Annotated in this window: 21 protein-coding genes; 8 read left to right on the top strand and 13 right to left on the bottom strand. The window is 56.6% G+C overall.

The window, feature by feature from the left end; genetic code table 11:
• From ttcA to J1C54_RS13270, 6 genes are all read left to right on the top strand, one after another.
• Positions 1-711 (top strand): tRNA 2-thiocytidine(32) synthetase TtcA (gene ttcA / locus J1C54_RS13295; protein WP_229148682.1); only part of this gene is annotated, 711 nt, incomplete at its 5' end.
• Positions 712-814: 103 nt separating this feature from the next.
• Positions 815-2,548 carry a hypothetical protein gene (locus tag J1C54_RS13290; RefSeq protein WP_229148681.1) on the top strand — a complete coding sequence of 578 codons (1,734 nt, stop codon included), beginning with the start codon at positions 815-817 and terminating at the stop codon, positions 2,546-2,548.
• 180 nt (positions 2,549-2,728) lie between these two features.
• Positions 2,729-4,897 (top strand): malate synthase G, encoded by a 2,169-nt coding sequence (locus J1C54_RS13285; protein WP_229148680.1) that lies wholly within the window; start codon positions 2,729-2,731, stop codon positions 4,895-4,897.
• A gap of 172 nt (positions 4,898-5,069) precedes the next feature.
• A complete protein-coding gene (locus J1C54_RS13280) occupies positions 5,070-7,295 on the top strand; it encodes a hypothetical protein (RefSeq protein ID WP_229148678.1) in 2,226 nt (741 codons plus the stop codon).
• A gap of 92 nt (positions 7,296-7,387) precedes the next feature.
• Positions 7,388-8,053 (top strand): tRNA (guanosine(46)-N(7))-methyltransferase TrmB, encoded by a 666-nt coding sequence (locus tag J1C54_RS13275; protein WP_229148676.1) that lies wholly within the window; start codon positions 7,388-7,390, stop codon positions 8,051-8,053.
• A gap of 119 nt (positions 8,054-8,172) precedes the next feature.
• Positions 8,173-8,853: a hypothetical protein gene (locus tag J1C54_RS13270; RefSeq protein WP_229148673.1), complete on the top strand. Its 681-nt coding sequence runs from the start codon at positions 8,173-8,175 to the stop codon at positions 8,851-8,853.
• Here the strand turns inward: J1C54_RS13270 and J1C54_RS13265 are convergent.
• From J1C54_RS13265 to J1C54_RS13225, 9 genes are all read right to left on the bottom strand, one after another.
• On the bottom strand, positions 8,833-9,327 hold the full coding sequence (locus J1C54_RS13265; RefSeq protein WP_229148671.1) for a hypothetical protein: 495 nt from the start codon (positions 9,325-9,327) through the stop codon (positions 8,833-8,835). The genes J1C54_RS13270 and J1C54_RS13265 overlap by 21 nt on opposite strands.
• On the bottom strand, positions 9,327-9,791 hold the full coding sequence (locus J1C54_RS13260) for a GNAT family N-acetyltransferase (protein WP_229148669.1): 465 nt from the start codon (positions 9,789-9,791) through the stop codon (positions 9,327-9,329). The genes J1C54_RS13265 and J1C54_RS13260 overlap by 1 nt, the downstream gene beginning before the upstream one ends.
• Positions 9,763-10,908 carry a JmjC domain-containing protein gene (locus tag J1C54_RS13255; RefSeq protein ID WP_229148668.1) on the bottom strand — a complete coding sequence of 382 codons (1,146 nt, stop codon included), beginning with the start codon at positions 10,906-10,908 and terminating at the stop codon, positions 9,763-9,765. The genes J1C54_RS13260 and J1C54_RS13255 overlap by 29 nt, the downstream gene beginning before the upstream one ends.
• A 5-nt stretch (positions 10,909-10,913) precedes the next feature.
• Positions 10,914-12,284, bottom strand: coding sequence for an adenylosuccinate lyase (purB, locus tag J1C54_RS13250; protein WP_229148667.1), 1,371 nt, complete (start codon positions 12,282-12,284; stop codon positions 10,914-10,916).
• A 94-nt stretch (positions 12,285-12,378) separates the two neighbouring features.
• Complete coding sequence (gene hflD / locus J1C54_RS13245; RefSeq protein WP_229148666.1) at positions 12,379-12,999, bottom strand: high frequency lysogenization protein HflD; 621 nt, start codon at positions 12,997-12,999, stop codon at positions 12,379-12,381.
• Positions 12,999-14,108 (bottom strand): tRNA 2-thiouridine(34) synthase MnmA, encoded by a 1,110-nt coding sequence (gene mnmA / locus J1C54_RS13240; protein WP_229148665.1) that lies wholly within the window; start codon positions 14,106-14,108, stop codon positions 12,999-13,001. Before mnmA ends, hflD begins: the two co-directional genes overlap by 1 nt.
• Positions 14,105-14,572: an NUDIX hydrolase gene (locus J1C54_RS13235; RefSeq protein ID WP_229148663.1), complete on the bottom strand. Its 468-nt coding sequence runs from the start codon at positions 14,570-14,572 to the stop codon at positions 14,105-14,107. The genes mnmA and J1C54_RS13235 overlap by 4 nt, the downstream gene beginning before the upstream one ends.
• A gap of 68 nt (positions 14,573-14,640) precedes the next feature.
• Positions 14,641-15,225 (bottom strand): pseudouridine synthase, encoded by a 585-nt coding sequence (locus J1C54_RS13230; RefSeq protein ID WP_229148662.1) that lies wholly within the window; start codon positions 15,223-15,225, stop codon positions 14,641-14,643.
• Between the two features lie 83 nt (positions 15,226-15,308).
• The gene (locus tag J1C54_RS13225) at positions 15,309-15,515 is read right to left on the bottom strand and encodes a cold-shock protein (RefSeq protein ID WP_229148661.1); all 207 of its coding nucleotides are present in this window, start codon (positions 15,513-15,515) and stop codon (positions 15,309-15,311) included.
• Positions 15,516-15,758: 243 nt separating this feature from the next.
• On the opposite strand from J1C54_RS13225, the gene clpS reads away from it, so the two are divergent.
• A complete protein-coding gene (clpS, locus tag J1C54_RS13220) occupies positions 15,759-16,139 on the top strand; it encodes an ATP-dependent Clp protease adapter ClpS (protein WP_370635660.1) in 381 nt (126 codons plus the stop codon).
• 57 nt (positions 16,140-16,196) lie between these two features.
• Positions 16,197-18,470, top strand: coding sequence for an ATP-dependent Clp protease ATP-binding subunit ClpA (clpA, locus tag J1C54_RS13215; RefSeq protein ID WP_229148659.1), 2,274 nt, complete (start codon positions 16,197-16,199; stop codon positions 18,468-18,470).
• Between the two features lie 98 nt (positions 18,471-18,568).
• Here clpA and infA read toward each other — a convergent pair whose 3' ends face one another.
• The 4 genes from infA to trxB form a co-directional block, all read right to left on the bottom strand.
• The gene (infA, locus tag J1C54_RS13210; RefSeq protein WP_229148656.1) at positions 18,569-18,787 is read right to left on the bottom strand and encodes a translation initiation factor IF-1; all 219 of its coding nucleotides are present in this window, start codon (positions 18,785-18,787) and stop codon (positions 18,569-18,571) included.
• A gap of 102 nt (positions 18,788-18,889) precedes the next feature.
• Positions 18,890-19,597 carry an arginyltransferase gene (locus tag J1C54_RS13205; RefSeq protein WP_229148655.1) on the bottom strand — a complete coding sequence of 236 codons (708 nt, stop codon included), beginning with the start codon at positions 19,595-19,597 and terminating at the stop codon, positions 18,890-18,892.
• 9 nt (positions 19,598-19,606) lie between these two features.
• A complete protein-coding gene (aat, locus tag J1C54_RS13200; protein ID WP_229148654.1) occupies positions 19,607-20,350 on the bottom strand; it encodes a leucyl/phenylalanyl-tRNA--protein transferase in 744 nt (247 codons plus the stop codon).
• Between the two features lie 11 nt (positions 20,351-20,361).
• Positions 20,362-21,303, bottom strand: coding sequence for a thioredoxin-disulfide reductase (trxB, locus tag J1C54_RS13195; protein ID WP_229148653.1), 942 nt, complete (start codon positions 21,301-21,303; stop codon positions 20,362-20,364).
• Positions 21,304-21,450: the final 147 nt, after the last annotated feature.

Raw genomic sequence — 21,450 nt, 5'->3', positions numbered from 1 at the left:
AAGGACTCCTACACCATGCTGGATATCTTGCGCAATCTGCAGGTTACAGCTCCGGTTAATTTTGAGCTGGTCGCGGTTAATCTGGACCAGAAACAGCCAGGTTTTCCGGAGCATGTACTGCCGCAGTACCTTGAGAAAGAAGGAGTACCATTCCACATTCTTGAGAAAGACACTTACTCCATCGTACGGGAAAAAATTGAAGAGGGTAAAACCACCTGCTCGCTTTGCTCGCGCCTGCGTCGTGGCACCCTTTACGGCTTTGCCGAGGAGATCGGGGCCAACAAGATCGCTCTGGGCCACCATCGCGACGATATCGTTGAAACCCTGTTTCTCAACCTGTTTCATGGCGGCAAGCTGAAGGCGATGCCACCCAAACTACGCAGTGATGACGGCAAACATATCCTGATACGACCGCTGGCCTATTGCCGTGAAAAGGATATCGAAAAGTTCGCCACCTACAAGCAATTCCCGATCATTCCCTGCAATTTGTGTGGTTCTCAGGACGGCCTGCAGCGTCAGGCGGTGAAGGACATGCTGCTCCAATGGGATCGCCAGTTTCCCGGCCGTATCGAAAGCATTTTTGCCGCCATCCAGAATGTGGCTCCATCGCAGCTGGCTGACGCCAAGCTGTTTGATTTTGTCAATCTTGAGCAGGGTAGAAGCAGCAGCGGGTCGTCTCAGGCCCATCGGCTCGACATCGTAAATCTGTGATGATGCTCGACAGCTCTGGTTGTGCCGACCGGCGGACTCCCGGTTTCCTGAGCGATCGTGCTAGATTGGGTCGGTTGAAATTTGATCGGCCTCGGGGGCTCTGATGCGAATATTCCTGCTTGCCACACTGGCTTTGCTCACTGCTGCCCAGTCGCTGGCGCAGGGCAGTGATGGCTTTATTATGCGGCCACTCACCGAAATGACGGCAAGTTCGGCCTTCGGACAGGGTTTTGCCAATCACCAGTACTCCGTGGGCACCACCGTCAACCAGCGTGGCAACCTGATCGGCTACCAGCTGACCGAAGCTGGCCAGTGGCGCAGTTTCAACGTCACCCCGGGCAGTAATCCAGCGCTGCTGATCGTCGACACCCCGGACTTTATTGCTCTGGCAGCGGGCGAACCGGTGTGCGTGTGGATCTTCTGTTCTACGGCATTGCCATGGGGTGTGATGCTGACATTGGATGGCCCGGTGGGGCAGTTTGTCGCTCGTGACCGTTTGCTGGCGCCTTTGGCTGGCTCTTTGCCAGATAGCAGCTTCCCGGGTGCTTTCGTTAACGGTAACCGTCATGGCGTAGTGGCCAGCTCGCAGCTATCCGATACCGGCCGTTTTGGCGCCATTGTTTTCAATAACGGCGTTGTTACGTTAAGCGATGCACCCTGGCTAACGGCAATCAACGACAACGTGCCCGCACAGGTACTGGCGTATCACGGCAACGATGCGGACTGCCTTATCTCGGCTGTGGGCTGCGAGCCACCAGCGCCGGTATCCTGCCATAAGGATGGCGACCGTCACGCGAATACCCGCGGCAAAGGTCATCATAGTCATGGTAAGGGCCACGGCTACGGTCATTACCGCTGCGGCCGTGGCAAGCCGGGTAGCAACTCTTATCGCGGCATTGCGACCAGCGCTGATTTCACGACATCTACAGTTGCGACTGACAGCGCCGGCGCCGGCAGCTCGTTAATCACCGTCGCGGCAGACGGCGTTATCAGCCGCCTGCAGTTTCCCTCTGAGCTGATCAGTGGTGAGGGCTTGTCGAAACTATATCCGCTGGCATTAAACAATCGCACCGCCGTATTGCGTGCCGATATTCATGGCAGCACCGTCTGGCCTGGCCGCCTGCTGCGCTGTGACTTCGATCCGCTGCAGCAGGATGGCAATGCAGATGGCGTGGTTGACTGCATTGCCGGGCTGCGCATGATTGAGACAGCGGCTATTGGTATTCAGGTGCGCACAGTGTTCGGTTTCAGTCTGAACAATCAGGGCTTGCTGGTGGGTAACAGCGGCTTTGCCGGTGCCGGTATCGGCGTGCCATTTCTGCTCGACTTGAATCAGCCGGGGGCGGAGGCGGAGCTGCTGGCCAATCGCTTGATTGGTGCGGAAGGCTGGGAGCTAGCCAGCGTCAACGACCTCAATGATGGCCGGCGCGGTATTGGCCATGGCTATCTGAACTGTGGTGACTCTGCCCAAGCCGTTGCGTTGATGCCGCTGGGCGGTCTTGATGACAGCCTCGGCTTTGGCGCAGGTGATTGGCTTCACCTTGCGGGAGTGGCACCGGGGCAAAATTATGAGATTGCACCGCAAGCCAAGGGTGGCTCCGGACAGTACCTGTATCGTTACAGTGCCCGACGCGCCGGAGATGGTGACTGGAAGTTGCTGCAGGACTGGAGCGCTGATGCCCTGCAGGCCACTGCAGGGGCACAGTCTGGTGATGTCTGTCATCGTATCCAACTCGCTGACGCAATATCCCAGCAACACCGGGAGCTGATCGTGCGCCTGCGCGTCAGTGCTGGATCATCTGTGCCGGTGACGCCGCTGTTACGGGCAGCCCCGTAACAGGCAGTGACCGCGGGCAAGCCTGGGCTGGGAGAAAAAACCTCAGAGTGGTGACTCAAGGGTCACGCGCCTTGTCTCAGGGCGCATGAACTGACCCGCCGAATCCGTTAGAATCGCCGCCTTCAATAGCCGGGCTGTTGCCCGGCATCCGTTTTATTCGACCGGATAGGTACCCGTCCCATGACTGATCGCATCAAGCACGGCACCCTTGAAATCGCCTCTGATCTGCACGACCTGGTGGTCAACCGCATTATTCCCGGCACTGGCATTGCGGCGAACACGTTCTGGTCCGAGCTGGAAAAAGTCGCCACCGATCTGATGCCAAAAAACAAGGCGCTGCTAGCCAAGCGTGATGAGACTCAGGCAAAGATTGACGCTTGGCATCAGGCTCGCCAGGGCAAGACTATCGACATGGTGGAGTACAAGGCATTCCTGACAGAGATCGGTTACCTGCTACCCGAAGGAGAGGCTTTTAGCGTTACCACCGAGAATGTTGATCAGGAAATTGCGACCATTGCCGGGCCCCAGCTGGTGGTTCCGGTGATGAATGCCCGCTACGCATTGAACGCAGCCAACGCCCGCTGGGGCAGCCTGTACGATGCACTGTACGGCTCGGACGTGATCAGCGATGAAGGTGGTGCCGAGAAGGGTGGCGCTTACAACCCGAAGCGTGGCGCCAAAGTAATTGCCTGGGCGCGCCAGCTGCTGGATGACGCCGCGCCTCTGGCCAACGGGTCCCACTGTGACTCGGTCAAGTACAGCATTGTTGACGGTAAGCTGGTGGTAAATACCGGTGCCGGTGAAACCGGCCTGAAGAACCCGGCCCAGTTTGTTGGCTTTAGTGGTGATATGGCTGCCCCTAGCGGCATTCTGCTGGTCAATAATGGCCTGCATATTGAAATTCAGATTGATGCCAGTCATCCGATTGGTGCTGAAGATCCGGCGAATGTTAAAGACCTGCTACTTGAGTCTGCAGTGACGGCCATTCAGGACTGTGAAGATTCAGTGGCAGCGGTGGATGCGCCTGACAAGGTAGTGGTGTACGGCAACTGGTTCGGTCTGATGAAAGGAGATCTGGCTGAGACCATGGAGAAGGGCGGTCGTACCATCACCCGCACCCTGAACCCGGATCGCACCTACACTGCCGTGGATGGTAGCGAGCTAACTCTGCATGGTCGGGTGTTATTGCTGGTGCGCAACGTCGGCCACTTGATGACTAATAACGCTATTCTGGTCAACGGTGAGGAAATCCCGGAAGGCATCATGGACGCCATGATCACTGTGCTGGCAGCGGTTCATGACCTGAAAGGCCTTGGCAAATACAGCAATAGCCGCACCGGCTCCGTGTATATCGTAAAACCAAAAATGCACGGCCCGGAAGAAGTTGCCTTCGCTTGCGAGCTGTTTGGTCGCGTTGAGGACTCATTGGGCTTGCCGCGCAACACTTTGAAGATCGGCATCATGGATGAAGAGCGCCGTACCACGGTCAACCTGAAAGAGTGCATCCGTGTCGCCAAAGAGCGGGTCATGTTCATCAACACCGGTTTCCTTGACCGTACCGGTGACGAGATCCACACCTCCATGGAAGCCGGCGCCATGGTGCGCAAAGCGGACATGAAGAAGCAGAAGTGGATTGGTGCCTACGAAGACTGGAACGTGGACATCGGTCTGGAGTGCGGCTTGCCGGGACATGCCCAAATCGGTAAAGGCATGTGGGCCATGCCTGACGAGATGAAGCAAATGATGGAGCAGAAAATCGGTCACCCAAAGGCTGGTGCCAATTGTGCCTGGGTGCCGTCCCCAACTGCGGGCACACTGCATGCCACTCACTACCACAGGGTGAATGTATTCACCGTGCAGAAGCAGCTGCAGAGCCGCCCCCGTGCTTCTCTGGATGACATTCTGACTATTCCGCTAGCCAGTGATACCAACTGGAGCGCAGAAGACAAGCGCGCCGAGCTGGACAACAACTGCCAGGGTATTCTTGGCTATGTGGTGCGCTGGATTGATCAGGGCGTTGGCTGCTCCAAGGTGCCGGACATCAGTGATGTTGGCTTGATGGAAGATCGAGCCACTTTGCGTATTTCCAGCCAGCACATCGCAAACTGGCTGCGTCATGGCGTGGTCAGCAAGGACGATGTTATGGCTGCCATGAAACGCATGGCGGTGGTGGTCGACAAACAGAACGCCAATGACCCCCTGTATCGGCCGTTGGCGCCAGACTTTGATGGGGTGGCCTTTGCCGCAGCCTGCGAGCTGGTGTTCGAGGGCTGTGTTCAGCCCAGCGGGTATACCGAGCCGGTGCTGCACCGCCGCCGTCTTGAAGCCAAGGCCCGTTACGGCTGCTAGCCAGCTAACCCACTGTTTATAAAAGCAAAAAAGGCCCGATGCATATCGGGCCTTTTTTGTTTCAACCGCAAATCAGAACTGGCGTGCAACCATTCTTTCGGCTTAGACTTGACTAAAATATGTCCGCTTGGGGATTGCTGTACGGCGGCGATAACAACAACAGGGAAATATTATGGTCGCGTCATTCAGATGGCTGGTGATTTTGCTACTTGCTGCCGGGCTCTCCGCTTGCGGCGGTGAGCGTCTAAACGATAAACCTGCAGAAGCAGATCGCTCCACAGATGGGCGAGCCGTCAAAGGTGTCCTGCAGGGAGCGCGGGTTAGTGCCTATGCATTCGATTCAGAGCGCCGGCCCACTCGTTTTCTTGCCAGCACACTGACGGACGATGCCGGGTATTTCAATTTTTCAGAGCTCCCCGAAGAGCTCATTCGTCTGGTCATTGAGGCTGCTCCAGATGGCTCGTCCACCATGCTGTGTGACGCAGCTGATGGCTGTGGTGATGGCATTGCCTTTGGTCAGGCGATGCCTTTGCCTGAGAATTTTCAACTGGTTTCCCTGCTGCCGGCAAATCGGCCACAGGGTAGCGTAGCGGTCACTCCGCTGACTCATATCGCGGCGCTTTGGGCTGAGCAATTTCCTCTGGGGGTTACTGATCAGGCGGCAATGCTGGCACTGTCTCAGGTCGCAGCAGTATTTGGTCTTGATGAAAATTTTGCCTGGCAGACGCCAATTGACGTAACCGACCTTGCAGAGCTGTCAGGGGCCACAGATGCTGCTCAAGCACATGGCTTTTTGTCGGCGGGATTCGCCCAGCTCGGCGGCGGGACGAATGCCCAGCAGATCATTGCGGAGTATGTGCAGGCCTTTATCGACAATGGTGGCCAGTTGCCAACTGGCGAGGGCGAGGGCGACCTGCAGACTTTGGTAGAGGCATCTCGTACGGTGGCGCTGCAGTTCGCCGGTGGTGAACTGGATCTGACCACTCTGATCGCCTCATTGCAGAATGTGTATACCCGTTGGGCAGGTCCGCTTACCGTAGTTTCGGGTTCTACCAGCTACGACGAGGCAGCCATGGCTCGAGCGATGGCGCCGCTGGATGACTTGGATGGCTACCTGAGAACTGCCGGGATAGATGAAAGCGGCACTTTCCTGGCCAGCCAGAGACATCAACTTGACTGGCTCTATACGCAACATACGCTGGACTTGGCTCAGGTTTCTCTGGGCAGCGCTGTTACCGTTATTCAGGCTGCAATAACAACAGACCTGATGTTATCCCAGCTGCCGCCAGGTTTTCCCCTGCCGCCAACCCTGCTGATTGACGTGTACGGCATGCCGGGCCTAAACGCTGTCGTAACTATCGCAACTCGGCAGATGGTGATCTCGGGCGTCCATAACGGCCAGACTGTAGACGTGTTAGTGGATCTGGCGCCACTTATCGCCGGACTTTCTAACGGAGAGCTGAGCTATGCGGTGACCGCCTCGGCCAGCAATACTGAAATCTCCGGTCAGTTACAGGGCACTCTGGATATCGATCTTTACGATACGGACTTCGGGCCATTGCTCAGCGCGCTGACTGCTGCGGTAGTTTCCGGTGGGGAACTGGATAGCAGCGCTTTCATTGAGGACATACTGGACCTGCTTGCCAACCTGCAGGTTCGTGCTCATATCGTTGGCGATGCGGCAATCTATAAAACGGATGATCAGGATTTCGGTTTTTATGGTGAGTTGGACGCATGGGGCGAGGTCAACACTCGGGTGCTGACGGCGCAGGCTGATGGCCCACTGCTGTCCCTGCACATTGAGTCTGGTGAATTGGTTAGCCCGGACGGTGATCGTCTGTTCAGCCTTGACGGCGTGCCGGCCTTGCATATTGATATTCGGGAAAGTGCGACGCTGCAGGCTGCTTTCGGCTTTGAAGCATTTGGCTTGCCAGTTTTTGAAGTCGAAGCTGACGGTGAGCTGAGCGGGTTGGGTGGTCTTTTTGCAGAGTTCACTGAACAAGCTTCTTCTGCAAGCCTGAACCCGGAAACCCTGCTGGCCATAGTTGCGGGACTTAATTTCTCTGTGCTCGATATTAATGGTACTGCAGCCATACAGGGAGACGGGAAACAGTGGCAGTTTACTCTGGATGGTCTGCGACTCGACGCGACCGCTGCAAACGATACTGATGTTGCCTTGAGCTTTTTCCTGACCGGCTTGAATGGCGGCTATATCTACTCCGGTGATCAGCTGGTGGCCACGGTTGCATTCGACTGGCAGAGTCTGGGCGCCACCATTCACTTCCTGAATGGTGAGTCACGCAGTTATTTTGCCGGCCCGATCACCGATATCTTGCCGCAGGAAGTGATTGATCTGTTTGCCAGCCTGCTTGGCGCGCTGCTTGGCGAGTCACTTTAAACAGGCGGCAATGATCCTTTAGTTCGGCTGACTTCACTGGTAGCCCCCGGGGCTGGTAGTTACACTGCCGGCCCCGAATGGTGGAGTCGCTGATGTCTGGCAACAGTCGTTCCGTTCTGTCATCTCAAACAGGTGTGCATCAATCTCTTGAAGCAGTTGTATCGCGCCATTTGAACTCGCAGTGGCAGCAGCCACTTGCCGATCATAACGTCGAGGCGTTTGCCGCCATGAAAAATTGGCGGCGCCAGCGCGGAGAGTCCATGCCTGTATGGCTGGACTCCGGCTGCGGCACCGGTTACAGCTCCTGTCAGCTGGCCCGCTCGAATCCGGACGTGCTGGTTATTGGTATTGATCAATCTGCCCACCGGCTTCTGCGCGGGCATGCTCGCTTCGAGCTTCCCGTCAATGCTCTCTTGCTACGTGCCGAGTGCGCGGACATCTGGCGCTTGATGGCCGCAGACGGCTGGATGCTTGAGCGCAATTTTCTGCTCTATCCTAATCCATGGCCGAAACCGGGCCATCTGTCCCGGCGCTGGCATGGTCACCCGGTGCTGCCAACCTTGCTGGCAATCAGCCAGTGCCTTGAGCTGCGCAGCAATTGGTCTATCTACGTTGAGGAAATGGCTGCCGCATTAGCCATGACTGGTCGTCGGGCACTGCTTGAGCAGTTTCATCCTGACCAGCCAATTAGTGATTTCGAGGACAAGTATCAGGCCAGCGGCCATGCCCTGTGGCGGCTAACCAGTTGCATGATTTGAGGTGCGGGTCCGCTGTCACTGCCAACTGGTTCATATTTAAGCATTAAGGATTTGCGGCACTATCTTCCTATCGCGCTTTCAATGGGCGCTCCAATGAGATAGTGGGGAGAGACGTCATCATGAACCATAGTGCTCATGCGCTCGTCACCAGAATGCTTGCCGATGACTGCATTGCCGTGCCATCGAGCAACCAACGCCGCATAGAAAGCAGGCTGCTGCAGCGAAGCCCAAGGCGTGATGAGGAAGTCGAGTTGGTGCTGTTCAATGGGCATTATGTGGCGATTCGTGATCGACGTCGGCCAGAGGTGCCTGAGCGGGTGATCAATCTAGCCTATCTTGACCCGCAACCGACGTATCACGCTGGCGATATTATCATCCGTGTATCGCTGGTGGGTCTGGTAAGTATGCTCATGATAATAGTCGCCACGGTACTCCAGCCGCAGGCGCTGCTGATGGTGGCCGTGGCAGCTCCCTGTCTGCTGTTGCTAGCGCTGATGTCAGCCCGTCTTGGGCGATGGGAGTTTCGCACTGCCACGGGCGCTATTTCCGTGTGCAGCGTCAGCCGTGAGCTGTTCCGCCATGCGCGGCCAAGACGCTTTGTTGAATTGCTCGCGGAACGTGCCGAGGGGGCGCAGATCATCTTACCAAAGGGCAACAAGCGTCTCGCTGCGGAGCTCGCCGAGCACCGGCGCATGCTGGATAGCGGCTGGTTGTCAAAGCGGCTTTATGAGTCAGCTCGTCGGCGGCTGCTCAAAGAGCTGCGGCATAAGGCTGATCTGTCAAAGGTGCAACTGGCGTAAAGCGGGGTCGCTAAGCGATTGATCCCAGCGCTCATCAAAGTAGCGCTGGAGTGCGCCGCATCGAGCTGGATCATCCCGATGCAGGATGGCGTGACGAAGGTGACGGAAGTCAGGCCGCCAGAACAGAGTGCGTTCGTCGGTCATTAGCCAGTTTTCGCTTACGCTACGGCTGTCTCGGGGCAATACCCTGATAGTGATATATGAGGGCAGACGGCGGGCCAGATAGACAAGACGGTGACCATCCGTTACCGCCTGAGCGGCATCTGCAATCAGAATACGAATGCGTGCCGAGGAGTTCCGCCGTGCCAGCCCCGCCAGCAGTTCACTGACACGGTCTCGATTAAGTAGTTGCTGGTCCAGGTCGGGGGCAAATATGCGCACGCTGCGACGAGCATCGGCCAGCACTTCATCGCAGACTTGTTCATGCACTGCAGGGTCATCTGGCAATGCACCGTCTGCGTTACCCGGCTGCATCAGTGGCCAAGCTCCTTGAACATCTGGCGATGTGGAATGTCCGCCTCAAGGAAAATGCCCCCGCTGACCGTAAAGCCGGCATTTTCGTAAAAGTGGGTGGCCTGAGTCTGGGCATGCAGGAAAATCTCATCCATACCGCTGCTACGGGCTTCAGCTTCTGCCGCGGAAAGCAGGGCAGAGCCTATGTCCTGATTGCGAAATTGTTCAAGCACGGCGAGGCGACTGAGTTGGCCGGTGGGTAGCAAACGAATACAGCCTGCCGGGATGCCGCCTGGGCCGAGGGCCAGGAAGTGCACCGCTTGCTGGTCGTGTTCGTCCCACTCCAGTGACTCGGGTACGCGCTGCTCGCGAATGAATACCGCTTCGCGAATGCTGCGCAGGGCCGTTTCATTTTCAGCCCAGGATGTGCGCTGGATAGTGACAGGCATAGTCTGGTTACTCGATAACAGTGAAGTAGCCGGCATCAATCCATTCCTCCATCAACTGCTCTGAATCATCATTCAGCAGCGGTTGTAATTCCGTTTCGGTGTAGCTGCGCTGGCGAGCCAACAGAGTGGCAAGAGGCCGTTGGGCCTCACCCAGTGGCCGTTTTTCGCCATTGATCCAGGCATTGCCAAGGGTATCTATCAATAGACGGGCGGCACCATGCCGGACCATCACGGTGTCTTCCGATGCGGCGGCAATGTGCCCGCAATCGACCTCAAAATCAAGACCGGCTGGCTGGCGAGGCTCGGACAGCAGGGCAGATAGAGCCTCTCGCAGGACATCACGATCAATAAGCTCCAAAGCCTGCTGGCGCAGGTTAGCCAAATCCGCGTCGCCAAGCAGCTCGGGGGCGCTGCAAGGTGCTCGGCCCACATCTGTGAAAAGGCTCTGATCGCTGCGTTCAATCGCTTCGTCAGCCAGTCGGGCGAGCAGATCAGCCGGTGCCGGGGCGCGAAACCCGACAGACCAGGTAATACAGTCGTCATCTTCAGCGACGCCCCAGTGACCAACTCCAGGGGGCAGGTAGAGTACATCGCCCGGTTCCACGACAAACTCATCCTCCACGGGCATGCCGTCCAGCAGGCGCAGCTCGTCGTGTGGCAGGCGTGGGCTGTTGTCGTCACAGTGGGGGCCGAGCTGCCAGTGGCGCTTGCCACGGGCCTGAATCAAAAATACGTCATAGCGGTCGTAGTGTGGGCCGACGCTGCCGCCTTTTACGGCATAGCTGAGCATGATGTCTTCCATGCGCCAGCCGGGTAGAAAGGAAAAACTGTCCAGCAGTAGCGATACTTCGGTCATGAAGTGATCCACAGACTGCACCAGAAGTGTCCAGTTTTGTTTCGGCAGGGCACTGAAGTCCTGCTCGGTGAAAGGCCCGCTCTGGACATTCCATGGGCCGCCTCCGGCTCCTGTCATCAAACGTGACTCAACGCAATCTTCCAGCGCCAGTCCGGCTAATGTGTCCGGGTCAGGATGGGCAAGGCCGCTGGCTGCGGCACGCATTAGCAGCGGCTTTTTCTGCCAGTATTGCTGCAGAAACTGTTCCGCGGGCAGCGGCAGCTCGAATGACGGCAGGTTCACATCGGCGCGATCCACAGAGGTCAGACCTTGCGTGCTTGATCGGCCGCGTTGCCAGTGTAACTGGCTGGCGTCATGGCCTTCAGTCGCGCTTTGGCATCGTCTGGAATGGCCAGCGACTCAACAAAGCTTTCCAGCGCTTCCCGAGTGATGGTTTTACCGCGGGTTAATTCCTTGAGTTTTTCGTAGGGCTTTTCAATGGCATATCGGCGCATAACAGTTTGAATCGGTTCAGCCAGAACTTCCCACGCGGCATCCAAATCTGTATCCAATTGTGCAGGGTTGACCTCAAGCTTGCTGATGCCTTTCAAAGAGGCCTCATAGGCAATCATGCTGTGAGCCAAGCCAACCCCTACGTTGCGCAATACGGTGGAGTCAGTCAGATCACGCTGCCAGCGGGATACCGGAAGTTTTGCTGCCAAGTGGTCCATGATGGCATTGCCCAGACCGAGATTTCCTTCCGAGTTTTCGAAGTCAATCGGGTTCACCTTATGGGGCATTGTTGATGAGCCAATTTCCCCAGCCACAGTGCGTTGCTTGAAATAACCGAGGGAAATATAGCCCCATACATCCCGGTCAAAATCCAGCAGGATGGTATTGAAGCGCATCAGAGCATGGAAATATTCCGCGATGCAGTCATGTGGCTCAATCTGGGTGGTATAGGGATTGAACGTGAGGCCAAGGCTTTCAACAAATTGCTGAGCGAACGTGGGCCAATCAACCTCCGGATAGGCGCTCAGGTGGGCGTTGTAGTTGCCCACCGCACCATTGATTTTGCCAAGCAGGCAGACCGCCGCAAATTGGTCTCGCTGGCGAACAAGGCGGGCGACAACATTGGCCAGCTCCTTGCCAACCGTCGTCGGCGATGCCGACTGGCCATGGGTGCGTGACAGCATAGGCTGGTGGGCCAGGCTGTGAGCCAGCTGGCGCAGCGCCAGAATCACCTTATCCATCACCGGCAACATGACATTGCGGGCATCTGCCAGCATCAGGCTGTAGGACAGGTTGTTGATGTCTTCGGAGGTGCAGGCGAAATGGACGAATTCGCTGATCGCGTGCAACTCGGTATTACTCTCAAGCTGCTCCTTTATGTAGTACTCAACCGCTTTGACGTCATGGTTAGTAGTGCGCTCGATTTCCTTGATCCGTGCGGCACCATCGACGGAAAAGTTCAGGCTCACTTCACGCAGCCGACGGCTGGCATCGACGCTCAGAGTGGGTACTTCCGCAATCTGGGAGTGTGCCGCCAGGGCCTCCAGCCAGCGCACTTCTACCTTGACCCGATTATAGATCAAGCCATATTCGCTGGTGATCGTGCGCAGGCTGTCGCACTTGCCAGCATAGCGGCCGTCAACGGGGGAAATGGCGAGCAGGGGATTCAGCGATGCGGACATGACGGTTCCTCGGTTGAAGTCGGGGCTAGGTCGGGCGAAAAGGCGGCGCAATGATACGGCAAAACCACCCGGATGTGGGCGCCGGGCGACATAGTTAGAGAGACATCAGGCCTTGGCAGGTCTTAAGCAGGCGCTGGCGCCGTAATAACAGATGCCAGCGCCGGCCACCGGCCTGCTGCCAGAGGATGGCGCCGCGCACGCCTGCCAGAAAAAGAGCCCGAATCGAAGCCGCAGTATCCTCGTTCTGTAGATACTGAGGCTCTCCATGTACGCGTATGCGAAACTTCAGAGTGCTCAGGGTATCCAGATAGATGCTGCCAAGACGCCGGCAAACCTCCACATCAGCAATGTCTTCGAACTGGGCGCGGGCGGCGGACAGCACTTCAAGACGATTACGCAGCACAGTTATCGTTGTCGGGTCGCGGCGTAAGGCAGTAGAAAGCTGTACCAGAGCGAGAGCATGGCCCACGGCGCGCAGGTCTGCTGCTTGTTGTTCTCCGGACAGCGCGCTGCGTAGCAGGGTCAGGCCCGGGCGTAGTTCTGGCGGGTTGGGATAGATGCTCTGATAGTCTTGCGCATCCAGGGTTAGCACGGCATTGAACAAGGGCGCCATATTGCGGCGGTTGCATTGCCCGGTTGTTGCCAGCTGGTCTGCAAGCTGTGCGGACTGGAACACGGCCGCCAGTGACATCATCTGTTCACGATCGGAAGCCATCAGAAGGTCTCCTCAATTACGGCGCCGCCGAGGCACACCTGACCATCATAGAACACCACCGACTGTCCCGGGGTTACGGCTCGCTGCGGCTGATCAAACAGCACGGATACCCGGCCATCACCCAGGTTTTTCAGGGTACAGCCCTGATCGGCCTGCCGATAGCGGGTCTTTGCGGTAATCTGAGTCGGCAAGGCGGGGGGCTGCCCGGCAACCCAGTGCACCGCGCTAGTGTTCAGGCCATCGCTTTGCAGTAACACATGGTCATGGCCCTGCACCGCGACTAGCACGTTGCGATCAAGGTCCTTGGCGGCCACGTACCAGGGCTGCTCGGCAGCTGCAGATCGCCCACCTATGCCAAGTCCCTGACGCTGGCCCAGGGTGTAATACATCAGCCCGCTGTGTTCACCCAGCAGGTTGCCGTGATCATCTTCGATGCGCCCCGGCTGAGCGGGCAGATACTGTTGCAGGAAGTCCCGGAAACGGCGCTCTCCAATAAAGCAGATACCGGTGGAATCCTTTTTCTTGTGGTTGTCGAAGCCAAACCCCTCTGCCAAACGGCGCACATCAGGCTTTTCCATGCCGCCAAGAGGAAACAGGGTACGGCGAAACTTATCGCCGCCAACCGCATGCAGGAAATAGGTTTGATCCTTGTTCTTATCCACTGCGCGTAGAAGCCTGGCACTATCACCAGGGTAATCGAGTTGTGCATAGTGGCCAGTGGCAATGCCATCTGCGCCGAGGGTCAAGGAATGGTCTAGAAACGCCTGAAACTTGATCTCGCGGTTGCACAGAATGTCCGGGTTCGGAGTGCGGCCGGATCGGTATTCATGGAGAAAATGAGCGAAAACACGGTCCCAGTACTCGCTGGCGAAGTTGGCGGTGTGTAACTCCATGTCCAGTGCACCGGCCACTTGCATTGCATCCATCAGGTCTTCACGGGCAGTACAGTATTCGCTACCGTCATCCTCGTTCCAGTTCTTCATGAATAGCCCTTCAACCAGATAGCCTTGCTGCTTGAGAAGGGCAGCAGCAACAGCAGAGTCGACACCTCCGGACATGCCGACGATAATCCGGGTCTGTCCAACTGGTTTGGCGAAGGGCGTATTCATGCTTTTTGAAGAGGCCAGGGGTGCTGGTAAATCACGTCCAGCGGAAGTCGCCGGCCAGACAGATAGTCATCCACACAGCGCATGACCAGCGGGCCACGGTGGTCTCCGCTGCAAGCGCGGAGCTCATCGGCAGATAGCCACTCAGCGGCCATAATGCCGGTGTCCAGTTTTTGCCGGGCATCATGGCCGACCGGCTCGGCCACAAAGCAAATTCGATAGTAAACGCCACCGCCACGCTTGGCCTGATAAATGTACAGGCCGAGCAGGGAAGTGATCTCCACCTGCCAGGCTGTTTCTTCAAGGGTTTCACGGAATGCTGCCTGAATCAGGCTCTCACCGGCCTCTACATGGCCGGCTGGCTGGTTTAGCACCAGTTTGCCGTCCGCATGCTCACGCACCATGAGGAATCGGCCATCCTGCTCTACTATGGTGGCAACGGTGATATGGGGCTCAAAACTATTCATTGCGGGCCGGAAAATGTCGGGGTGCAGAGGATAAACCAGCACAGCACTCGATTACAGTGATGGATGCTTCAACGCTGCCTGCGAGACCCCCTGGCGGGGGCTTTGGCCGGTAGATGGACGACAACCTCTCGCCACTGACCAGGTGCCAGTCCTTGCACCGTCCAGTCGCCAATTTGCCAGCGCACCAGCCGCAGTGTAGGCAGTCCCACAGCGGCCGTCATGCGCCGTACCTGGCGGTTGCGACCCTCAGTAATGGTCAGCTCCAGCCAGCTATCCGGTACGCTCTTGCGCTCTCTCACCGGCGGATCGCGCAGCCAAAGGGCAGGGGGCGCAATAGCTCTGGCTTTTGCTGGCAGAGTCATGCCGTCCTTGAGCTCAACCCCACTACGCAGCGCGGCTAGCGCTGTGTCACTGACCTGACCCTCTACCTGCACCAAATAGGTCTTTGGAAGTTTAAAGCGAGGCTCGGCAATTCGCGCCTGCAGCGCACCATCATCGGTAAGCAGAAGCAGACCTTCCGAGTCGTAATCAAGCCTGCCTGCGGGATAAACCGCGGGAATGCTGATGTGGTCCGCAAGGGTGCCCCGCCCGTCTTTGTCGCGAAACTGGGAAAGCACGTGGTAGGGCTTGTTCAGCAGTAGCAGCCTAGCCATCAGGGTTGCCAAGTGGGCGATGGAACAGAATTTCCGACAAAGTATATCTATGTCGTCAGGAATGCCACCTGCCGAGCCCTGAATCAGTCCACCGGCTTCAGGTTTACCGCATGAAACCCCTTGGAAGCGGGCTGTAGCTCATATTCCACCGGCTGGCCTGCTTTCAGGCTGCGATAGCCATCCATCAGGATGTACGAGTGATGGACAAAAAGGTCATCTCCACCTTGATCCGGCCGGATAAAACCGTAACCCTTGGCATTGTTAAACCACTTCACCTTGCCGGTTGCCATCGTGCCGCCCCTGTCATCCCTGATTGTTGTTTTGTGTCTGTTTTGTGGCTGTCGCTCCGCTACGTCACCAAGACCTCACGGCACTGGTGTAAACTGATTGTGGAACGATTAACTATCGTACATCTTTTAACCACTGGGCCGGGGTGTCAAGTCCCCGACGAATGGGCGATTGGGTATGGTGTGCGCTGCCACACAGTTATTGCGCTGGCGCTGGTGGCGCAGTACAACTGAACACAGGAACGCATGAGCATAATGGTATTGGATATCAAAGAATCACAACGCAGTACACCGGCAAGACTGAGTGGTGAAGGGCATGACCAGCCACAGCGGCATGGAGGGCTGGTGCTTGAAGAGCAGCAGGCCAAAGTCAAGCCACCGGCGATGTACAAAGTACTGATGATGAATGACGACTTTACGCCAATGGAGTTCGTTGTCGAAGTGTTAGAGTTGTTCTTCACCATGAACCGCGAGCAGGCGACGCGAATCATGCTGACGGTTCATACAGAGGGACGTGCAGTTTGTGGTGTCTATACCCGTGATGTGGCGGAGACGCGTGCTGAGCAGGTCATTGATTATGCTCGTCAACACCAGCATCCGTTAATGTGTCAGGTAGAAGTAGCCTGAACGAATTGGCAGACATGGTGGTCTGATAACCAACCCATAGGTTCAAGAGGTGTCATCATGCTGAGCAAAGAACTGGAAATGACTCTGAATGAGGCGTTTCGTTATGCCCGCAGTCATCGTCATGAGTTCATGACGGTAGAGCACCTTTTGCTCGCGCTGTTTGATAACGACTCCGCCGTTGAAGTGCTGACTGCCTGTGGCGCTGACGTCAACGACTTGCGTAGCTCGGTTTCGCAGTTTATTGACGACACAACCCCGTTGATTCCAGAGGAAGACCCGGAGAGAGATACCCAGCCCACATTGGGGTTTCAGCGTGTTTTGCAGCGCGCCGTATTCCACGTGCAGTCTTCAGGAAAGCGTGAAGTAACCGGTGCCAATGTGCTGGTGGCCATCTTTAGTGAGCAGGAAAGTCAGGCCGTTTACTTTCTCGCCACCCAGAATGTTCATCGTCTCGATGTGGTCAATTACATTTCCCACGGCATTTCAAAAATCAGTGACGGCGATGAAGACGGGGCCTCTGCGGACAGCGAGCAGATGGGTGAGGAAGGAAACGAGGCTAGTGGCAGCCCACTAGAAAGCTATGCCGTCAACCTGAACGTCCAGGCAGCGAGTGGTCGAATAGACCCGCTCATCGGTCGTGCCTTTGAAATTGAGCGAGCAGCGCAGATTCTTTGCCGCCGCCGCAAGAACAATCCGTTACTGGTCGGCGAGCCTGGTGTTGGCAAGACTGCCATTGCCGAAGGTCTGGCCTGGATGATTGTCGAAGGTAAAGTGGCTGAGCCACTGCAGGATGCGGTGGTTTACTCATTAGATCTTGGCGCACTACTGGCGGGTACAAAGTACCGTGGTGATTTTGAGAAGCGCTTCAAGGCGCTGCTCAGTGATCTGAAAAAGCAGACTAATGCCATTCTTTTCATAGACGAAATTCATACCATCATTGGTGCCGGTGCTGCCTCTGGTGGGGTGATGGATGCCTCTAATCTCCTTAAGCCTGCATTAGCATCCGGCGACATAAAATGCATGGGCTCAACAACTTTCCAGGAGTACCGTGGCATTTTCGAGAAGGATCGTGCGCTGGCTCGACGCTTCCAGAAAATTGACGTGGTCGAGCCTACTGTGGATGAAACCATTGGTATTTTGCGAGGATTGAAGAAGCGCTTTGAAGATCATCATCATGTGGAGTACACCGACGGTGCGTTGAAGTCTGCTGCCGAATTGTCAGCACGTTATATCAATGATCGCCATCTGCCGGATAAGGCGATTGATGTAATCGATGAAGTAGGTGCCTGGCAGCGCCTTCGCCCGGAAGACCAGCGTAGCACTGTGATTGATGTTACCGATGTAGAAGAAATGGTCGCGAAGATAGCGCGTATTCCACCAAAGTCGGTGTCTGCTTCTGATAAAGAATTGCTGCGCAATCTGGAGCGTGACCTGAAGATGACTGTATTTGGTCAGGACGATGCCATTGAGGCCATGGCGGCCGCTATCAAGCTATCCCGCGCAGGCCTCAAGACACCTAACAAGCCGGTGGGCTCGTTCATGTTTGCCGGCCCCACTGGTGTCGGCAAAACTGAAGTCAGTCGTCAGCTGGCCCGCGCACTGGGTGTGGAGCTTATACGCTTTGATATGTCTGAATATATGGAACGTCACACAGTCAGCCGTTTGATTGGTGCGCCTCCGGGCTATGTGGGCTTCGACCAAGGTGGCTTGCTTACCGAGGCAGTCACTAAGACGCCTCACTGCGTGCTGTTACTTGATGAAATCGAGAAGGCCCACCCGGAAGTGTTCAACCTGCTGCTGCAGGTGATGGACCATGCCACCTTGACGGACAACAATGGTCGTAAGGCGGACTTCCGTAATGTAATTCTGATCATGACCACCAATGCGGGCGCCGAGGCAATCAGCCGCAGCTCCATTGGTTTCAGTAAACAGGATCACAGCACCGATGGTATGGAGGCACTGAAGAAGATGTTTACGCCGGAATTCCGTAACCGGCTTGATGCGATTATTCAGTTTAGCGCTCTCACGCCACAGACCATCCTCAGCGTGGTGGACAAGTTCCTGGTGGAGCTTCAGGCGCAGCTGGACGAGCGTGGGGTTGTGCTGGAGGTAGACGCTTCTGCACGGGCATGGCTTGCAGAGCATGGCTATGATGTTGCCATGGGAGCCAGACCCATGGCGCGCTTGATTCAAGATCAGGTCAAGAAGCCTCTGGCGGAAAAGCTACTGTTCGGTGAGCTCTCGGAGCATGGCGGACGAGTGAGGGTCACCATGCAGGACGACAAGCTGGTGTTGACCGTGGTTGAGCAAGCTGCAGAGCCGGCCCTGTAAGGGAGCTGGGCATGCTTGCCCAGTTCGCCAACAGGAAAAGGGACCCTTTGGGTCCCTTTTTTGTCTGGCAGCCCTTTTGAAGCAGGGGGCTGGAGGGGTTATTTCATCCGGAAAGTGATGCGACCCTTGCTGAGGTCGTAGGGAGACATCTCAACCTTGACCCGGTCGCCGGTGAGGATGCGGATATAATGTTTGCGCATCTTGCCTGAGATATGTGCAATCAGCACATGGCCATTGTCCAGTTTTACCCGGAACATGGTGTTCGGCAGGGTGTCAATTACCGTGCCTTCCAGTTCGATCTGCTCTTCTTTCGCCATGCAGTTATGTGCCCTTACGCGGTGGTCCGCCAAAAAGAAGGCGCAATTCTGCCCGAAATGGCGCGGAGCTGCAAAACAAAAGGATACCCGGCAACAACAGAGTTAGTCAGAAGGCTGCCATACATTGTCGCGTAGTCGCTCCAGCGGCCGGAAGTTGCCCTTATAGGCCATCTTCTTGCAGCCATCCACCAGATAGCCAAGATAGAGGTAAGGCAGGCCCTCGCGGCGACAGCGCTCCAGCTCCCAAAGCACCGCCAGATTACCCAAACCACGGGAAGATTCGTCCGGGTCATAGAATGTGTATACCGCTGACAGGCCATCTTCCAGCCGGTCCACCACCGCAACAGCCAGCAACTTGCCCTCAGCCCGGAAGCAAAAGAATCTCGTGTCACTCCATTGGCTAATCAGAAAGCCGGTGAACTGTTCTTCGGACGGCGGGTACATGTCGCCATCGCCATGGCGACTAATGATATAGCGGGCGTAGAGGCTGTATAGCTCCCGATCAAAGCGAGCCGGGCGGCTTTCTACTGTGAGGTCTGCGTTGCGTTCGAGCAGGCGCCGGTGGCGTCGGCGCCACTGAAACTGATTGACTGGAACGCGCACGGGGATGCAGGCATTACAGCCTTGGCAGTGCGGCCGGTAAAGAAACTCTCCGCTGCGTCGAAAACCCCGCTGTGACAGTCTGCTGTAAAGAGCGCTGGTCATCGGCGTCGATGGGTCGACAAACAGGGTGGTCGCTTCGCGATCATCAAGATAGCTGCACGGGTGCGCCGGGGTACGAAAAAAACGCAGCGTGGACAGGTCAGTCATGGCTCTTTCTCAGTCCCCAACAGGTTCAGCGAAACAGGCAGCCTGACAAAAGCTCAGACCGCCGGGAGGTATCACCGGCCAAGCCTCGGAATACCGTGTGGTGAGCATTCTGAGCTGCTGCTCAAATTTCTCCCGTGTCAGGTTGCTTGCGCCCAGAGACAACAAATGCGCGCTTTCCACCTGACAGTCAAGCAGCTCGAATGACAGCGTCGTGTGAAGCTGGCACAGCATTGCCATGGCGGCCTTTGACGCGTCACGGGCATGACTGAACATGGATTCGCCAAAAAACACATGGCCAACCCGCACTCCGTAAATGCCGCCCACCAGCTGTTGCCGGTGCCAGACTTCAAGGGAGTGAGCGTGACCTAGTGCATGCAGCTGGCAATAGGCGGCTCGCATTTCCGGGGTAATCCAGGTGCCTGACCGTCCGTGTCTTGGCGTGTCGGCACAGGCATCTATTACCTGCTCGAAGGCGCTGTTCAGGGAGAACTTCCAGTGCCCCTGACGCAGGGTGCGCTGCATCCGGCGGGACAGGTGGAACCGTTGCGGAAACAGCACCAGTCGGGGGTTCGGACTCCACCAAAGAATTGGCTGCCCTGGTGAATACCATGGAAATATTCCCTGACCGTAGGCATTCAACAGAGTGGCGGTGGACAGGTCGCCACCGGCGGCTAACAGACCATCAGGATCATCCAGCGCCTGACTGGTCGGTGGAAAGGGATCTCCGGGGGCCAGCCAGGTGAGAGAGGTCACAGAGCGACCGGTCAGAGGTTGTCGAGGTATTTCTCGGCATCCAGTGCCGCCATACAGCCTGCACCGGCGGAGGTGATTGCCTGCCGGTAAACATGGTCGGCCACGTCGCCCGCTGCAAAAACGCCTGCAATCGTAGTGGCGGTGGCGTTACCCGCACTGCCACTACGAATTTTCAGATAGCCATCTTTCATTTCCAGCTGACCTTCAAAAATGGCTGTATTGGGTTGATGACCAATGGCGATGAACACGCCCTGCACCTCCACTTCCTGAGTGCTGTCATCTTTGGTTGATTTGACCCGAATTCCGGTGACACCGCTTTCATCACCGAGTACCTCGTCCAGACTATGATCCCAGATCACTCGGATATTGTCCTTGGCGAGCAGCTTGTCTTGAAGAATCTTCTCGGCGCGCAGCTTGTCGCGGCGATGGATCAGAGTGACCTCAGCGGCGATATTGGCAAGATACAGGGCTTCCTCGACAGCGGTATTCCCACCACCGAGCACAGCCACCTTCTGGCCACGATAGAAAAAACCGTCACAGGTGGCGCAGGCGGATACGCCCTTGCCCTTGAAGGCTTCTTCCGAGGGCAGGCCGAGGTACTTGGCAGAGGCCCCGGTGGCAATAATCAGGGCTTCGCAGGTGTACTGAGCATTGTCCCCATTGAGCACAAACGGGCGCTGTTGGAGGTCTACACTGTTGATGTGGTCATAGAGGATTTCAGTATTGAAACGCTCGGCGTGCTGTTGCATGCGTACCATCAGATCTGGGCCGGTCAGACCATGCACGTCTCCCGGCCAGTTATCCACTTCCGTGGTAGTGGTGAGCTGGCCACCGGGCTGGATTCCGGTGATCACCACCGGGTTAAGATTGGCGCGAGCGGCATAAACAGCAGCGGAATAGCCGGCGGGGCCGGAGCCAAGAATAATAAGACGGTGATGCTGGGCGCCACTCATGAAAGCCTCCAGAGAAAATGCGTCAATGCGAGAATGGTCGAGGAAGCTACACCAAATGCGGTTATCGTTGAACAGTTGCTCGCGATCAATTTGACTGGCAGCGGCTATTGATCGAACAATCGGGCCCTGGCGAGTCGCCCCCGAGTG

The sequence above is a fragment of the Alcanivorax sp. 1008 genome (assembly GCF_020667895.1).
GTDB lineage: Bacteria > Pseudomonadota > Gammaproteobacteria > Pseudomonadales > Alcanivoracaceae > PGZG01.
Note: the sequence above shows the minus strand (reverse complement) of the source record. Positions and strands in the feature narration are given on the sequence as shown.

Excerpts from the sequence above, each read along its gene's own strand:
- J1C54_RS13290 (WP_229148681.1), top strand. The coding sequence starts at position 815 with ATGCGAATATTCCTGCTTGCCACACTGGCTTTGCTCACTGCTGCCCAG.
- J1C54_RS13285 (WP_229148680.1), top strand. The coding sequence starts at position 2,729 with ATGACTGATCGCATCAAGCACGGCACCCTTGAAATCGCCTCTGATCTG.
- J1C54_RS13280 (WP_229148678.1), top strand. The coding sequence starts at position 5,070 with ATGGTCGCGTCATTCAGATGGCTGGTGATTTTGCTACTTGCTGCCGGG.
- J1C54_RS13275 (WP_229148676.1), top strand. The coding sequence starts at position 7,388 with ATGTCTGGCAACAGTCGTTCCGTTCTGTCATCTCAAACAGGTGTGCAT.
- J1C54_RS13270 (WP_229148673.1), top strand. The coding sequence starts at position 8,173 with ATGAACCATAGTGCTCATGCGCTCGTCACCAGAATGCTTGCCGATGAC.
- J1C54_RS13265 (WP_229148671.1), bottom strand. The coding sequence starts at position 9,327 with ATGCAGCCGGGTAACGCAGACGGTGCATTGCCAGATGACCCTGCAGTG.
- J1C54_RS13260 (WP_229148669.1), bottom strand. The coding sequence starts at position 9,791 with ATGCCGGCTACTTCACTGTTATCGAGTAACCAGACTATGCCTGTCACT.
- purB (WP_229148667.1), bottom strand. The coding sequence starts at position 12,284 with ATGTCCGCATCGCTGAATCCCCTGCTCGCCATTTCCCCCGTTGACGGC.
- hflD (WP_229148666.1), bottom strand. The coding sequence starts at position 12,999 with ATGGCTTCCGATCGTGAACAGATGATGTCACTGGCGGCCGTGTTCCAG.
- mnmA (WP_229148665.1), bottom strand. The coding sequence starts at position 14,108 with ATGAATACGCCCTTCGCCAAACCAGTTGGACAGACCCGGATTATCGTC.
- J1C54_RS13235 (WP_229148663.1), bottom strand. The coding sequence starts at position 14,572 with ATGAATAGTTTTGAGCCCCATATCACCGTTGCCACCATAGTAGAGCAG.
- J1C54_RS13230 (WP_229148662.1), bottom strand. The coding sequence starts at position 15,225 with ATGGCTAGGCTGCTACTGCTGAACAAGCCCTACCACGTGCTTTCCCAG.
- J1C54_RS13225 (WP_229148661.1), bottom strand. The coding sequence starts at position 15,515 with ATGGCAACCGGCAAGGTGAAGTGGTTTAACAATGCCAAGGGTTACGGT.
- clpS (WP_370635660.1), top strand. The coding sequence starts at position 15,759 with ATGAGCATAATGGTATTGGATATCAAAGAATCACAACGCAGTACACCG.
- clpA (WP_229148659.1), top strand. The coding sequence starts at position 16,197 with ATGCTGAGCAAAGAACTGGAAATGACTCTGAATGAGGCGTTTCGTTAT.
- infA (WP_229148656.1), bottom strand. The coding sequence starts at position 18,787 with ATGGCGAAAGAAGAGCAGATCGAACTGGAAGGCACGGTAATTGACACC.
- J1C54_RS13205 (WP_229148655.1), bottom strand. The coding sequence starts at position 19,597 with ATGACTGACCTGTCCACGCTGCGTTTTTTTCGTACCCCGGCGCACCCG.
- trxB (WP_229148653.1), bottom strand. The coding sequence starts at position 21,303 with ATGAGTGGCGCCCAGCATCACCGTCTTATTATTCTTGGCTCCGGCCCC.